Source organism: Brevibacillus sp. NPDC058079 (assembly GCF_042885155.1).
Taxonomy (GTDB): Bacteria; Bacillota; Bacilli; order Brevibacillales; family Brevibacillaceae; genus Brevibacillus.
Window position 1 is genome coordinate 631,096 of sequence record NZ_JBHVSO010000001.1, and the last position, 15,308, is coordinate 646,403.

Consider the following 15,308-nt stretch of genomic DNA (forward strand, 5'->3'; position numbering starts at 1 on the left):
TGTAAATGAGGGAGTATTCAACGATTGCACTAAACATGACCAGAAATTTTGATGTCCCACCTGAAAAAGTGTTTGATGCATGGCTGAATCAAGAGATGATGAAGAAATGGTTTTTTACATTGGAGCGAACCAATAAAGTGGCACAAAATAACCCCCAGGTAGGAGGAACATGGGAAATTGTTGATCACCGAGACGGGAAAGATTATCGCGCGATAGGAGCGTACATTGAAATTAATCGTCCAACGAAAATCGTCTTTACTTTTCAGATGCCGCAGTTTAGCGATTCTACCGATACCTTAATCGTGGAGCTAAAAGAAACGCAGCAAGGCAGTGAAATGACTTTTACGCAAAACATCGTCGTTCCACATGAGGAAAATTGGACGCAGGCAGATATCGAACAAGCATTGAAAGAATACCACGATGGTTCGGAGCACGGCTGGAATCTCATGTTCATGGGACTAAAAGAATTAGTGGAAACAGGAAAAATTAGCTATCAAGGCTAAACAAGGTCATGCTTTAGAAAGGGGGGATCAGAGATTTTCTAATATCTCTTCCCCCTTTTGCGCGTGCATTGGCTATTATTTCAACTCGTCAAGAAAGCTTCTTACAGCCTGATACACGCAGCAAAGCTTGCAAGCTTTGTGTTTGGTCTTTGGGTCACCATGCGTTCCGAAAAATAATCGACCGCTCGAACGCCGACTTCTTCGAGAGATTTCCTTAGATCGTGTAAAGAAGGGGAGCGATGTGGGAGTTTTTCTGCAAAGGATAAGTCGGCCATCATTTCTACACCGATATCTTCCACAATGTCTGTGTTCACAAGCTCAGGATAATGAGCGGCAAATTGATAAGCGTTGACGCCTCCTAAAGAATGCCCGACGATCGTAACAGGAGCTCCATCCAACAAAAAGTACGAAGGTGTGCAGGCTTGCGAGGCTGAACTTTGGCTTGCATCCATGCTGCATGTGCGGCAGGATGGAAGTGGTTGGTTGGAAGGAAATGTAGCGAGAAGTGACTGTGCAGCATTCGACTGAAATATTGGACGGCATAAAAACTTATTTGGCAGAGCTGATAAACATTTACTCGCAATGAGGAGGTAGCTATGGCATTACCCAAAAAAGGAACGCGGGGGATAACGGTAGGAGAGCAGCGATATCGTTGGGTCATTAGCCCAGCAGCGAAGGGGCTGCTCGCGTTGACGATCCAGCACAATGAAGGTTTAGGGCAATTGATTCGGGTGTATGTAAAATCAGATGTGAATGACTTTTGGGCAGAGTTTCCACTTGTGCAGCATTTGGATATGAGAGTGTTAAAGCCAGCGGACGTCGCGGCTATCATTGAAGAGGCGATCAAGCTGGGGTGGCAGCCTGACAAAAAGGGGGCGCCTTTGAGCTTTGATTTCATTGGTAGTACGCTCGTCAAAAAAGGGGATACCTAGCAATACCGGGGAGGGGTTGATCAGCATGTGTCGATATGGGATGTATGGTCCGTATAAACAAATATACGCCTGTTTCGCTTGCCGAAAAGTGTTCAAGCAAACCTCCAAGTATGAGTTGACGGAGGAAGAATGGACCAAGATCAAGCATAGCTGTCCGCAATGTGGTGAGGGAATGAAGGATATGGGGCATGATTTCAAGGCCCCGAAACAAACGGATGTGAAGCAATGGAAAAAGGTTGAAATCCTCTATCAGCATGGGTTTACCTATCATTCCTGTGGTTGTGGTGGCCCAGGCTACCGACCAGCCCAATTAAATGAAGTGAACGAATTTCTCGAAAAGAACAAGCGGTTCAAAACAGAGGGAGAGAAATTGCTGAATAGACTCACAGTAAGAATGTAAAAGCGAGCAGGGGGCGGGGGATAGTGGCAACATTCTTTTTGATCATGATTTACTTGTCGTTTATCAGCTTGGGCCTTCCTGATTCGTTACTAGGGGCAGCTTGGCCGGTCATGCAAGCAGAATATGGTGCGGCATTTGGTATGGCAGGTGTGATTAACATTGTGATTGCGTCTGGAACGATCGTATCTAGCTTGATGAGTGGTGCATTAATAAAACGATTGGGGACAGGACAGATCACGCTGATTAGCTGTTTGATAACGGCGGCGGCCTTGCTCGGATTTTCTTTTGCCCCTTCGATTATATGGTTGATGGTATTGGCATTGCCGCTGGGACTAGGAGCTGGCTCTGTGGATGCTGCTCTGAATCATTATGTGGCCACGCATTATCATGCCCATCATATGAGCTGGCTGCATTGCTTCTGGGGTGTGGGTGCTACGCTTGGCCCCATTATTATGTCTGGCTTCATGCGCGATCATGATTTATGGCGGAATGGATACTTGACCATTTCTCTCATTCAATTTGCGTTAGTCGTACTTCTAGCGCTTACACTTCCTTTATGGAAACGAATGGAGAACGTGCAAAGTCATGCTGTCAAAGAGTCACAGGTTCAGCCGTCTCGTGGGCAGAGCGAACAACCGTTACGGACAAAAGGCGTCAAGCTGACTTTGCTAACCTTTCTCTTCTATTGTGGGGCTGAAGCCTCGGTGGGATTATGGGGGAGCAGCTTTTTGGTAAATGGGAAGGAGCTACCTGCGGCTGTAGCAGCGGTGTGGGTAGCCATGTATTACGGTGGCATTACTGTGGGGCGATTTATCACGGGCTTTGTTACCTTCAAAGTGAGCAACCGCGTCCTGATTCGAAGTGGGCTTCTCGTATCATTCGCTGGGGCAACGCTGTTGATGTTGCCATTACCGACCTTCAGTTCGCTAATCGGTTTTCTGTTGCTCGGGTTAGGCTTCGCTCCGATTTATCCCTGTATGCTGCATGATACCCCTGAACGCTTTGGGAAAGAGCAGACACAAAAGCTGATGGGCTATCAGATGGCGGTTGCGTACACGGGTGCCACACTTTTGCCTCCGTTGCTGGGGTGGCTTGCTGCACAGACGACCGTTTCTATTTTACCGTTTTTTACAGCCTTCTACATTGCGTTCATGCTATATGGTTCTGAGAGAGTCAATCGAATCATGAAGCAACGGGCTGCCCAATCAGAAACGTTCTAGCATGTGGCAATCGCTATTTTGATGATATCATGTTTTGCAAAGCTTTTCCGTATAAAGACTGGGGCACCTGGTCGCCGCTAATGTAAGAAAAGATGCTCATGCCATTCTCTAGAGCAAGAATCGTCCATGCCATTTCATCAGCGGATAGAGTAGGGCCACTTTCTTTTGGCATCAAGGTCTGTATCGCCTTGGAAAGATGCTGTACCGACTCTATGATCATGTTCGACCATCGCTTTCGAACAGACTCTTCGCGCATGGCGTAAAGCAAAAATTCCAGGTTCAGCATGTTCCACGTGCGATTTTGTTGCTGAACGGACATAAAATAGGCGTCCATGGCTTCTATAAAATGCGATAATGATGGCTGGTGATCAATTACGTGATGGATATTGGAGACATGTAATTGCATCTGACCTTCCAAAATAGCGAGAAAGAGATCTTCTTTGGACTGGAAATGAGCATAAACTGCTCCTTTGGTAAATCCAGCATGGTCTGCGATTTTATCAACGGAAGCCCCGTGGAAGCCTAACTGAGCAAAGGTCTCAATGGCTGCGTCAATGAGCAATTGCCGTGTTTCCTGTTTACGCTCTGCTTGGGTTAATCTGCGTCTGTTCATTCGCCCGCCTCCTTCTCTTGACAATCATACCATATAGAATTAACATTCCATGTAGTATTTAAATCCTTATTGGTATGTAAGATACAAATGGCAGTTTTGTAGGATTTAACCGTCTACTATGTCATGCTATTTTGGAGTACGATAGATATAGATCATCTAGTAAGAGGGGACAGTGTACGAATGCAGAGGGAAGAAAGCGTTGCAACGCGGAATCGGCCTATGTCCAATATTTTGGCGCAAACGGTTAAGACGGGGATTATCAAATCGAATCTGATTCCGATGTTTGCCGGATTAACATTGGCTTTATATACGTATCACTTCAGTCTATTAGATAAGCTACCAGAAATCTTATTTGCTACAATCGGCTCTATTTTAATCATGGGCGCAGCGGGTGCTTTTAATAACGTGTATGATCGCGATATCGATTCTGTCATGGAGAGGACGAAGAACAGACCTACGGTGACAGGAGACATATCAACGAAGACAGTTTTATGGCTAGCATCCCTAATGACGATTATTGGCTTGGTGGCTCTCGTCTTGGCATCACCGTTGGCTGCTATTATGGGTTTTCTCGGACTGTTTTTTTATGTCGTGCCTTATACGATGTGGACCAAAAGAAGAACGGTTTACAATACGGAGGTAGGAAGTATTTCTGGCGCAATGCCGCCGCTTATCGGTTGGGCTGCCATTCATCCAGATATCACGCATCCTGCGATCCTTGGTCTCTTTATCATCATGGTCATTTGGCAAATGCCTCACTTCTATGCGATTGCGATTCGCAAGCATGATGAGTACAAGGCGGCTGGGGTTCCTATGTTGCCCGTGGTCAAAGGTGCAAGACGTACCTACATTCAAACAAATGTGTATTTGGTTATATTAATTGCTAGCAGTTTTCTATTTTGGTCATTAAGTGCTGGTCTTACGTTTATGGCCCTGCTCCTGAATATTTTATGGCTGGTTCTGAGTGTTTTTGGATACCGGAAAATGGATTCACAGAAATGGTCGAAAACGATGTTTATTTATTCGCTGATTCATATGACGGTGCTGTTCTCGACGGTGATTATTTACTCACTCATGGGCATTATCTTCAAACTGTATCAGTGATCATCCAAGCTGCCTTCACTTTGAGGGCGGCTTCTTTTTTTGTCAGGGAACCTTGCAGCATAGCGGGTTTTTCTCATGTTCCACCAAAAATGGGCGCATGATCTGTGCACGAATACCCAACGTCACTTCATAAATCTAGAGTAGTTCCATGAAGTGGCGGAGGTGAAAATGAATGGATGAGTTCAAAAAAGAGCTAAAAAAATTGAAGTCTTCTGAAATAAAAGGGGATCGAATGCAGCGTTGGGACAAAGAAAAAATGAATGAAGCGACGCTAGTTCGAAGTAGATGTGGCGGATGTGGCAGATGCCACAGATGTAGTTGTGGTCGTTGCAGTCGCTGCTCTTGCTCCTGCAGCTGTAGCTGTTCCTGCTCCTGCAGTTGCTCTTGCAGTTGCTCTTGCTCTTGCAGCTGCTCTTGCTTCTTCCCATGCTTTATCGTGTTTAATGACGATTTATAATCCATACGTAAATGAAGCCCCTGCCCCAAATTGTGTCTTGGCAGGGGCTTTGTTTTTCCAACTGGAATGTGAGACAAAGAGTGATACATAAAATAGCTGTGACATGTCTTGTTGCAAATTGGTTTAGTTCACAACGTTAGGGGGAGGAGAATGGATAAGCTGAATCCTTCGATGCGCATAAAAGTGAAGCGGGATACAGTGTATGTACCCGATTCAGACGGAAGTGTGTATTTTCGCAATAACATCGGAACTTTCCGCATGAAGGGTGACATGATCGATCGATGGGTAGATCAGTTATTTCCCATGTTTAATGGTGTGCATACGTTGGAACAATTGACCGACGATTTGCCGGAAGAATACCAGCAACAAATTTTCCAAGTGGCCGGTACACTTTTAGAAAATGGATTCCTTCAAGATGTGAGCCTGGAGAAACCACATGAACTATCACCAGAGGTCATGTCGAGGTATGCAGCGCAGATTGAATATTTGGATCAGTTAGGTGGATCAGGAGGGCATCGGTTTCAAAAATATCGAACGGAAAAAGTATTGGTGATCGGGGCAGGTTCCTTTCTCCTTTCTGTCATCCATGCATTGCTGGAATCGGGATGCGTTCAATTCCATTACGCCATCACCAATGAGACTTCGACCAATCGTGAGCGGCTAGAGGCGATTATCGAACATTCGCGTAGGAAAGATCCACACGTGAAGCTGGATGAACGCAAGCCGACGTCGTGGGAGGGTGCCGATTGGTCAGCGACCATCGAGCCTTTCACTGGTATTTTGTACACATCAGCAAACGTAAACAAGGGCGAAGTAAGTGTGATCCAGTCCGCGTGCAGAGAGCGGGAGAAGGTGTTTGTTCCGGCGTTATTTGTCCAGCAAAAAGGTATGGTAGGGCCGCTGATTCATCCACAGTCAGAGGCTTGCTTTGAATCGGCTTGGCGTCGTTTACATCGACAGGCTTTGTGTGCGGACCCTGAGCAACATCCATATTCAATGACTGCAGCAGCCATGCTGGCGAACATCGCTGTTTTTGAATGGTTCAAATACGTTTCAGGTGTCAATGAAGCAGAGGACCCAAACAAAATTTATTTGTTAAATCTGGAGACGTTGGAAGGAAGCTGGCAGTCATACATGCCTCACCCAATGCGAAAAGAAGACATGAGCATGGAGGTATTGGATGAGAAGGAGCTTGAATTGCGGATATCCAAAGAGGCAGAACAGAAAGAAAGTCTATTGTCTCTGTTTCCGTCATGGACCTCCCCTGATACCGGAATTTTTCACAGCTGGGATGAGGGAGAGCTTACGCAGCTACCACTGACACAGTGTAGGGTGACAGCAGTCGATCCTGTGGCAGATGGTCCCGCAGAGCTATTGCCAACAGTTGTATGCGCAGGATATACCCATGACGAGGCGCGTAGAGAAGCAGGATTGCTTGGAGCAGAGATGTATGTGGAAAGAATGGTGAACCACCGCAACATCGGAATTGGAGCAGGGGAAACGGCAGCAGAAGGTTTATGTCGGGCGTTACAGCATTGTTTGACACTCACGTATGTGTCAGAAATGAAAGGACGACAACCAACGGCTAGACCTGTGCATGTTGACTCGATTGTGGATGAACAGTCTCAGTTTTATGTACGATCTTTCGCTACATTAGGTGAGAATCTGACGATTGCAAAAGGTCATGAGGTGTGCGGATTTCCGGTGTTTTGGGTGGAAACGCGCACGGGATGGTACGGGAGTATTGGCTTGCTAGAGCGAGATGCATTGCGAAAAGCGCTGATGTATGCCCTGCATCAGATTCAGATGCCAACAAATCATGTGTCCAAGTATGTACTGACAGCGCAATCTGTCGGCTTGACGGGTGAAGCCATCGAACTTGCACGCAGTAGCGTTCAGGAAGAATCGGAAAAAGAGGTCTGGAAACAAGCGGTTGAGGTACTGGCGCTTCAACAGCTTTCTCCTCGAGTCATGAATGCCGCGATAGAGCCTTTCCTAGAAGAAGACCTTGGCGGTGTATTCGCCTTGCTGCTTTCGCGGGAGGTGCTTCAATGAGCGTTGACATTCTTGTAGTTGGAGACGGAGTCCTGGCGGAGCTGGTTTCAGAACATTTGAGCAAGGACTATCGCGTGTGGCAGAGTGAAAACATGGAATCTGCGACAAGTGGAGCAGATTTGGCGCTCTTGTTGCACGATGCGTACGATCCTGCTTTGCATTTGCAGGCAGAAAAGCATTTCCGAAAAGCGAATATTCCATGGTTGCGCGGTTTCGTTTCGTTCGGGGAGGCAATCGTAGGCCCTTTGGTTCGTTCTGGTCAAACAGGGTGCTCCCAGTGTGCAGATATGCGGCGATTGATGGCGGGACGCGATCGCAAAGAGATGTGGAAGGTACAACATATGCTGAGGGAGAAAGGCGGCATACCCCGTGATCCATGGTCATCTCGCTCAGGGTTGTTACAAGTGGCATACCATGTCAGTGCGGAGGTTGAACGTATAGTAGAGGGCAGGCAAGCCCAGTTATCCGAACATATCCAGTTTATTGATTTGCAAACATTGACCAGCACGCGCCACTTCTTTTTGCCCAATCCTGTATGTCCGGTATGCAATCAGCTGCCTGAGGATTCTGAAGAGCAGGCAAGAATACGCTTGAAGCCTATTGTAAAGCAAAGTCCGGACAGCTACCGGACAAAATCCATAGCCTCTTTGAAGCAAGCTCTCACCAACGAATATTTGGATTCCCGAACTGGGTTTTTGAATGGGAAAGTACGTGATCTTGTCTCTGTGTTCGCAGATGTAAGTGTCAATCTGCCGTTATTTTCACATGACGAGGGCACGGCCGGCAGGTCTGTTTCATACGCGGATAGTGAGATAACGGCGATTTTGGAAGGAATGGAAAGATATTGCGGGCTGATGCCGCGTGGCAAGAGGACGATGGTGCGTGACTGCTATGCAAACCTTGCGCCGCATGCCCTTGATCCGACAACGGCGGGGACCCATTCAGAAGAGCAGTATGCCCTGCCAGATTTTCCTTTTCAGCCGTTTGATCCCAAGCGAGAGATGAACTGGGTATGGGGTTATTCCTTTAAAGAAGAGCGACCCATTCTTGTACCTGAGCTCATGGCCTACTACAGTATGGGATTCGGGGAGGGAGTTGTATTTGAGACCTCCAATGGCTGTGCGTTAGGCGGCAGTTTGGAGGAGGCGATTTTTTACGGAATCCTCGAAGTGGTTGAGCGAGATGCTTTCTTGTTGACCTGGTATGCTCAACTGCCATTACCACGTCTCGATCCCGCTACGGTCAATGACCAGGAATTGCTTCTTCTAATTGATCGGATGCAGACCGTTACCAATTACGATTTGTACTTGTTCGATGCGACAATGGAAAATGGAATTCCCGCTGTATGGACGATTGCGAAAAACCGCGGAGAAGAAGGCTTGCACCTCGTTTGTGCAGCAGGAGCGCATCCGGACCCCATCCGCGCTGTAAAAAGCTCCATTTACGAAACGGCTGCCATGCTCATGACTTTGACAGACAAGTACGAAACGAACCGAGACAAATATTTACACATGCTCCATGATTCGTCCCTAGTGAAAAAGATGGACGACCATGCGATGCTTTACAGCTTGCCGGAAGCAGCGGGGCGCTTATCCTTTCTTATGGATAATTCACGTCCGATGGTCTCTTTCGCTGAACAATTTCCTAGAAGAAACCAGCATCGTGATCTCACAGACGATTTGCGGGAGTTGCTCGGTGTGTTCCAAAAGGTAGATCTCGATGTCATTGTGGTAGATCAAACGACACCAGAGGTAGGGCGCCACGGCTTATCTTGCGTACGCGTATTGATTCCTGGCATGCTCCCGATGACTTTTGGCCAGCATCTCACGCGAGTAACGGGATTGAAAAGAGTATTGGAGGTCCCTGTGAAGCTGGGTTACACGAAACAACCACTACGTGTAGACGAGTTGAATCCTTTTCCACATCCGTTTCCATAACATGCATCTGGGAGTGAGCCGGATGAGTCTCGAAAATTTCTTGTACCGCCTTCATTTTGATACGGAAAACGCCAGGCCAAGTGATCTCGAAGTGGATTGGGGGGATGCGCCACTGACATACAAGCTGTACAGGGGCCTACCTGTTATCCCGCTTCCAGAAGACGTCCCTCTATCGCTCGCAGATCATACGGTTTCGCAAGAGATGTCTCTTCCTCAATTGGGCGCTTGGTTATGGTATAGTTATGGCCTCATCCAAATCAGCCAATCGTTGTTAACCACAACTCCGGCAGATGTAGGATCTGAGTCGTTTGTGTCGCTTGTAACCAATCGAAGACCAGTTCCGTCTGGAGGGGCGCTCTATCCGAGTGAGCTGTACGTGTATTTAAAGCTGTCTAGTATTCCTTCAGGTCTATACCACTACGATGTGGCCCATCACAGACTTGTACAATTGCGCGAAGGGAATTTTGATCACTTCCTAAGCCGAGCACTTGGCGGCAGTTGCCCGGTACATGCTTGCTTTGGAGTTGCGTTCGTATCCACCTATTTTTGGAAGAACTTTTTTAAGTATGATGAGTTTTCCTATCGACTGCAGGGCCTCGATGCTGGAGTACTGCTTGGACAATTGCACGAAATGGCAAACCAGTTCGGTGTAACGACTGCGGTACACTACCAGTTTCTAGATAGAGCGATGAATACACTTCTAGGATTGTCTGCCGATCAAGAGAGTGTATACGCAGTAGTTCCCTTATCGCTTCAAATAGAAGGGGAGAGGCATTCGCACTCAACCGCACATTGGGCAGAGCGAGGTGAGGAGACGGCAAGCGAGTTAATCCGAGAACTGCCTGAACAAAAGCATGTGCATATGATGCGCTCAAAAAGAATGAGAAAATATACTGCGCTCCTACAAATGAATCAAGCTGCCATGCAGGAATCTACCCATTCGATTACACGTTATTCAGATCAGTTGGAAAGCAAGTGGCTTCGTCGTTCCGATGAGCGAATTCTTCTCCCGCGTTTGCAGAAACCAAACTATGATCTGGCGCAATATTGCCGGGAGCGTTTTTCGCCGGAAATGGACTTTATCAGGAGAAAAACAGACCAGGATCAGGTAGCGCGTATCGTGGAAATGACGATGAGTGCTCTATCGTATGGCAATGATTTGGGGAAAAATCAAGAAGTAGCGTGGAGTAGGCTTTCTCTCTTTGTAAGCATTCATCAGGTAGAAGGGATACGAGATGGGGCATACGCTTACGAACCACTGGAGCACGCTCTTTATCCGATTGTCTATGGAGATTTACGAGCACGCCTTCAAGACGGAATGACCCTGGACAACGTGAATTTGTATCAAGTGCCGCTCTGCTTTCATGTGGCGGGTAAACGCGATCATTTGATCAATCAGCTAGGGCTTAGAGGGTATCGCATCCAGCATTTGGAGGCGGGAATCGTCGTGCATCACTTGCTATTAGCAGCGTTCACGTGTGGAATGGGTGGTCATCCGTTACTCGGATTTGACGTGGAAAATTGCGACGATCTATACAACCTAGAGACAGAAGAGAAAACCTGTTTGATCCAAATTCCGGTCGGGCATTATCGCCCCCGCGCCAGATTTCAGGGCGGGCTTCATGGATAAAAATGTGGAAGACCCGAGTCGCGTTGACCCGGGTCTTGAATTATGCCCTTATGATCGCTTTGATACCTTGAATGAAACGGTCAATTTCCTCGTGGGTACTGTACGGTGCCAGCCCTGCTCGTATCCAGCCGCCACTTTCACTGATTCTCAAACAATTGGCGAGTGTTGTCGCATAGAAGTCCCCGTCCGCAACGAATATGCTATGCTCCTCGCACAATCGCTCACATATTTCTTGGGGAGTAAACCCTTCGATCCTAAAAGCGATCGTTGGTGTTTTCGGAACATCTTCACACGCTTGATAGATGGTGACACCATTCATTGCGCCTAGTTCTTTTCGCAGCTTTTCAGCCAACTGATTTTCATAGGCTTCGATCACCTCATAACCAGAGCGGATTTTTTCAGCGAAGCTATCACCGAAACCAAGCGAAGCTACAAATTCGATAGCGGGTCTGATTCCAGCGATCCCTTCATGATTTTGTGTTCCGGTCTCCAGTTTATCTGGATAAGAAACGGGGGCAGGAACCAGTTTGTAAACATCGAGTGCTTCAAAAATTTCTTTGCAAATGACAGCAATTCCCACATGAGGGCCAAAAAACTTGTAAGCAGAACAGAGCAGGATATCGGCTCCAATTTCGTCACGATGGATAGAGAAGTGAGGGACTGCATGCACGGCGTCGACAGCGACAATGACTCCTTTTGCACGTGCTTTTTGGGAAAGGGTAGCGAGATCATGGATCGTTCCGACAGCATTGGAAGCAAGCCCGACTGCCACAAGTCTGGTCCTAGAAGTAAGTAGGGTATCGAGCTCATCTAGTGGTAACGTAAGTGTCTCTTTATTCACCTTTAACCACCGAACGGTCATTCCGCGATCAGCGGCAACAGTCAGCCACGGATCTACATTGGCGCGGTGATCCATTTCGGAGACGATGATCTCATCCCCTTCTTTCCAATGTCGACCTAATGCACGTGCAATCGCGAAGGTCAGGGTGGTCATATTCGCCCCGAAGGCTACCTCCAGCGGCTTCACGTGGAAAAGGTCTGCTACGGCTTGCTTCGCATCTGCAAGGATGGCTTCTGTCTCCTTGCTTGTTGGAAAAGAGCCGTGTAAATTCGCTCCACCTTTCGCCATATAGCGATAGATCGCGTCCATGGAGGATTTTACGACTTGCGAGCCGCCTGGACCATCGAGATAAACAACTGGTTTGCCTTTGTAAATTCGTTGTAGCGCGGGGAATTGCTCCCGGACTTTTTCAATGGGGAAATGTCCTGATGCAACTTCTAATCGCCAATCATTGGAGCGCATAAAACTTCCTGGAGGGTATTCAAAGATGCATTCTGACTGCAGAGTGAAACCGAGCTTACGGCAAATCGCATTGGAGGCAGGGTTGTCCACGGAGGGATAGGCATGAATAAACTTGTGTCTTCGTTCTTGGTTGATGCGTGTGATGAGTGAAGCTAAAGCCACAGAGGCAATTCCTTTCCCTTGAAAGGAGGGGAGGACGCTCCAGCCTACTTCGTATACGTTTTCCCCTTGCCAGATGCGGTCCCAATAGCCGATGCTTCCGACAGGGGTGTGATCTGGCAGCAGTACGATGCTGAACATCTTGCTCGTAAGCTGTCCGTCCTTATTGATGTATCGTTCGTGCCGAGCAAGGAGCTGCTCCTCCGTCTCCGGGCCTCCAAGATGCTCCATCATGGCAGGCGCATTCAAAAGGCGCAGCAAGGGAAGATCGTGATCCGCCCAGGGCTCAATGCGGACAAGCTCAGTGTTTAGCGTTGTGGACATGTTCTCACTCCTTACCAACTGGATTTCCGTGGTGTCCGTCATCATTCGTTATCTCTCATTATTCGGAAAAGATTCCAATTAATCAATCTTCAATTCATTCTGAGAAAAGGAGATGGAAAATTATGCTATAATGGTTGGTGCCCGATTGATTCTTACTATCGGAGTATGTATAAAGTAGCTGAGGTGTAGGAATAGACCCTTTCTGAAAAAACATATGGAAAAGTAAATCCAACGTAAATACCGTCACCGACAATGAAGGAAAGAGGAAGGGGTACCAGTCCATGAATGAAAAGAGCATTCATACACAACGGCTCATATTGATTCCATTTACACATAGAATAGCGACGAATATTTTGCAAGAAAATTACGAAGAGTTATTGGATATGGGGCTTACATTAGGCAAAGGATGGCCTGATGAGGATGCGATGGAAACGATACCCAAAATCATCAAAGCACTCGAACTCACAGGGGAACCGACAGGATTTGAATCGTGGATGATTATTACAAAAGATGGCATGAAGATCATCGGTGATGTAGGGTTCAAGGGAGGCCCGAATGCGGAGGGAGAAGTGGACATCGGCTATGGAATAATTGAAGCCGAGCGAAAAAAAGGCTACGCGTACGAGTCGGCAGAAGGCCTAGCGAAATGGGCGTTGTTGCAGCCAGATGTGAAAAAGATTACGGCGAAGTGCTTGCTAGATAACGTAGATTCCGCAAAAATATTAGTCAAAATGGGCTTTGCAGAAATAAAGAGGGACGACACATTGATTTACTGGTCTAAGCAGTAGGGAATAGCACGACAGAACAGAACCAGAGTGAAACACGAAAAAAAGGACGCACACATGGCAGTCCTTTTTTTCGTGGAGAACATTAGTTGCTGGAATTTTCTATGGGAATGTTGTAGATATGTTTCGTCCCATCTTTATACGTTAGCTCGAGTACACCTGATTGAAGGGATGGACCTTTTGCTTTTACTTTTTTCTTCGTGGTAAACTCTCCTGACTTCGAGTCAATTCGCAACGTAATGAGCGTATTAAAGACCTGAAGCGTTACGCGCTTGATTTCCTTATTAGAGACTTTTCCTGTCGCATTGATTTCGTAATACGATTTAGGAAGCTCACTCGCTTCAGCCTGGAGCTCAATCTCATCTGGATGGAGAGCTAGCCCTGCAAGAAATTGCGTCTGCATCTTTACGAGTTCCTCTTTGCGTTCCTTATCTTCCGGTCCAACGAGGATGCGCACAGAAGAATTCACTTGAAAATAGTCTGGCGTAAGATCATCCGGCAGTTCATCTGTTCGGAAATATTCATCTTGCTCGATCGTTCTCCCGGGCTTTAAGGTTCTCTCCTTGATGTCCGGGGTGCAGGCAGGTTCGTCTTCAGGGTAGGGAAGCTCCCAAGAGTCTCCAGAGGCATACGCTTCTAGTCGTGTTGTCACACCATAGCAATGAGCAGTCGTGTACGTGATCGGTTTCCGCGAAATATTGGTGACAACCGTATTTACGTGGTACATTGGTGAGTCGTATTTTGGATTGTCGATTTCAGTAACGGTCGTTTGAAACCGAAGTCCTTCTTTCTTGAATGGTTTCTCAATGTATAGTGTGCCAGTTACTTTTGGTGCGGCAGCGTTTACATCAACGGCACCAGCGGTCATAAACAGTAACAGACATACAAAGGAATAGACAAACTTGCGAAACATGCCGTTTTCACCTCCTAAAGATATCAACTTTGAGTTATGTGATGTGGTTGGTACCCTCCCAATATTCCACATATTCCCTTGAATTGCAATATTATTTAAAAAATAGTCTGCATGAAAATTTTCAATGGAAGGGTAACCCAAGACCTCCTTGTTTCGTATTGAAATAAAGGAAAAGATTATCGCTTTTCATTGAACTATGCAACGCGTGTCTCTATACTGGAGAGATAAGCATTGGTAGATAATTGTGAGGGATAGCATGCAGAACTGGATGACCCAAATTATTGAACAATATAGTTACTTCGGTATCTTACTGATGATGGCACTGGAAAACATCTTTCCACCCATACCTTCTGAGGTGATTTTGACCTTCGGTGGATTTATGACGACGCAATCATCCTTAACGGTTTTTGGCGTAATCTTGTCAGCTACAATCGGTTCGGTGATCGGGGCCATCATGCTCTATGGAATCGGTTATTACCTAGACGTCAAAAAAATAGAGAAGATCGTAGAGAGATGGGGGCATCTTCTGCGCATTAAATCGACAGATATCCATAAAGCGAATGAATGGTTCGACCGATACGGGTACTGGACGATCTTTTTTTGCCGCATGATCCCATTAATCAGAAGCCTGATTTCCATTCCTGCTGGTATGACCAAAATGAATTTCCCGCTGTTTTTGCTGTTTACAACACTCGGTACGCTTATTTGGAACATCGTCCTAGTGATGGCAGGTCACTTATTGGGGGAATCGTGGGAAGACATTCTGTACTATTTCGATCTCTATTCCAGTGTCGTTTATGCTGTACTCGCATTTGCGGGGATAGCGTTCCTCATTTTTTTCCTCCGCAAACGAAAAGCGGATGCCTAAAACCTCCAAACCATCTTTCCTTCAAGGGAAGGTGGTTTTTCCATTTGGAAGCAACAGGTAAACATATTATAAAAAGTTGTAATTTTCTTGCAAATACAAGTTGTC

The 15,308-nt window shown here is 46.8% G+C and carries 14 protein-coding genes and 1 pseudogene; 11 read left to right on the top strand and 4 right to left on the bottom strand.

Going from position 1 to position 15,308, the window contains the following annotated elements; translation table 11 throughout:
* Positions 1 to 5 precede the first annotated feature (5 nt).
* Entirely contained in the window at positions 6 to 503 is a 498-nt protein-coding gene (locus ACFVS2_RS03230) for an SRPBCC family protein (protein WP_390230821.1), read from the top strand.
* Between the two features lie 75 nt (positions 504 to 578).
* Here the strand turns inward: ACFVS2_RS03230 and ACFVS2_RS03235 are convergent.
* Positions 579 to 904 (bottom strand): annotated as a pseudogene (locus ACFVS2_RS03235) (alpha/beta fold hydrolase); the annotation flags it as partial.
* Positions 905 to 1,099: 195 nt separating this feature from the next.
* Between ACFVS2_RS03235 and ACFVS2_RS03240 the strand changes: the two are divergent.
* The 3 genes from ACFVS2_RS03240 to ACFVS2_RS03250 are packed head-to-tail and all read left to right on the top strand — an operon-like array spanning position 1,100 to position 3,055.
* Positions 1,100 to 1,435, top strand: coding sequence for a hypothetical protein (locus ACFVS2_RS03240; RefSeq protein ID WP_390230824.1), 336 nt, complete (start codon positions 1,100 to 1,102; stop codon positions 1,433 to 1,435).
* 25 nt (positions 1,436 to 1,460) lie between these two features.
* On the top strand, positions 1,461 to 1,835 hold the full coding sequence (locus ACFVS2_RS03245; protein WP_390230827.1) for a hypothetical protein: 375 nt from the start codon (positions 1,461 to 1,463) through the stop codon (positions 1,833 to 1,835).
* A gap of 23 nt (positions 1,836 to 1,858) precedes the next feature.
* On the top strand, positions 1,859 to 3,055 hold the full coding sequence (locus ACFVS2_RS03250) for an MFS transporter (protein WP_390230830.1): 1,197 nt from the start codon (positions 1,859 to 1,861) through the stop codon (positions 3,053 to 3,055).
* Between the two features lie 13 nt (positions 3,056 to 3,068).
* Here ACFVS2_RS03250 and ACFVS2_RS03255 read toward each other — a convergent pair whose 3' ends face one another.
* Positions 3,069 to 3,668, bottom strand: a complete 600-nt coding sequence (locus ACFVS2_RS03255; protein WP_390230833.1) for a TetR/AcrR family transcriptional regulator — start codon at positions 3,666 to 3,668, stop codon at positions 3,069 to 3,071.
* 180 nt (positions 3,669 to 3,848) lie between these two features.
* On the opposite strand from ACFVS2_RS03255, the gene cyoE reads away from it, so the two are divergent.
* The 5 genes from cyoE (at position 3,849) to ACFVS2_RS03280 (ending at position 10,851) form a co-directional block, all read left to right on the top strand.
* On the top strand, positions 3,849 to 4,772 hold the full coding sequence (gene cyoE / locus ACFVS2_RS03260) for a heme o synthase (RefSeq protein ID WP_390230836.1): 924 nt from the start codon (positions 3,849 to 3,851) through the stop codon (positions 4,770 to 4,772).
* Positions 4,773 to 5,004: 232 nt separating this feature from the next.
* Complete coding sequence (locus ACFVS2_RS03265; RefSeq protein WP_390232383.1) at positions 5,005 to 5,229, top strand: hypothetical protein; 225 nt, start codon at positions 5,005 to 5,007, stop codon at positions 5,227 to 5,229.
* 150 nt (positions 5,230 to 5,379) lie between these two features.
* Entirely contained in the window at positions 5,380 to 7,284 is a 1,905-nt protein-coding gene (locus ACFVS2_RS03270; RefSeq protein WP_390230839.1) for a putative thiazole-containing bacteriocin maturation protein, read from the top strand.
* Positions 7,281 to 9,221 carry a TOMM precursor leader peptide-binding protein gene (locus tag ACFVS2_RS03275; RefSeq protein ID WP_390230842.1) on the top strand — a complete coding sequence of 647 codons (1,941 nt, stop codon included), beginning with the start codon at positions 7,281 to 7,283 and terminating at the stop codon, positions 9,219 to 9,221. The genes ACFVS2_RS03270 and ACFVS2_RS03275 overlap by 4 nt, the downstream gene beginning before the upstream one ends.
* A 22-nt stretch (positions 9,222 to 9,243) precedes the next feature.
* Positions 9,244 to 10,851, top strand: coding sequence for a SagB family peptide dehydrogenase (locus tag ACFVS2_RS03280; RefSeq protein WP_390230845.1), 1,608 nt, complete (start codon positions 9,244 to 9,246; stop codon positions 10,849 to 10,851).
* 40 nt (positions 10,852 to 10,891) lie between these two features.
* On the opposite strand, the gene ACFVS2_RS03285 is transcribed toward ACFVS2_RS03280, so the two are convergent.
* On the bottom strand, positions 10,892 to 12,637 hold the full coding sequence (locus ACFVS2_RS03285; RefSeq protein ID WP_390230848.1) for a cysteine desulfurase-like protein: 1,746 nt from the start codon (positions 12,635 to 12,637) through the stop codon (positions 10,892 to 10,894).
* A gap of 281 nt (positions 12,638 to 12,918) precedes the next feature.
* On the opposite strand from ACFVS2_RS03285, the gene ACFVS2_RS03290 reads away from it, so the two are divergent.
* A complete protein-coding gene (locus ACFVS2_RS03290; RefSeq protein WP_390230851.1) occupies positions 12,919 to 13,425 on the top strand; it encodes a GNAT family N-acetyltransferase in 507 nt (168 codons plus the stop codon).
* A gap of 82 nt (positions 13,426 to 13,507) precedes the next feature.
* Here the strand turns inward: ACFVS2_RS03290 and ACFVS2_RS03295 are convergent, their stop codons facing one another.
* Positions 13,508 to 14,335, bottom strand: a complete 828-nt coding sequence (locus ACFVS2_RS03295) for a DUF1308 domain-containing protein (RefSeq protein ID WP_390230854.1) — start codon at positions 14,333 to 14,335, stop codon at positions 13,508 to 13,510.
* 256 nt (positions 14,336 to 14,591) lie between these two features.
* Between ACFVS2_RS03295 and ACFVS2_RS03300 the strand changes: the two genes are divergently transcribed.
* The gene (locus ACFVS2_RS03300; RefSeq protein WP_390230857.1) at positions 14,592 to 15,203 is read left to right on the top strand and encodes a DedA family protein; all 612 of its coding nucleotides are present in this window, start codon (positions 14,592 to 14,594) and stop codon (positions 15,201 to 15,203) included.
* The last annotated feature ends 105 nt before the right edge of the window (positions 15,204 to 15,308 follow it).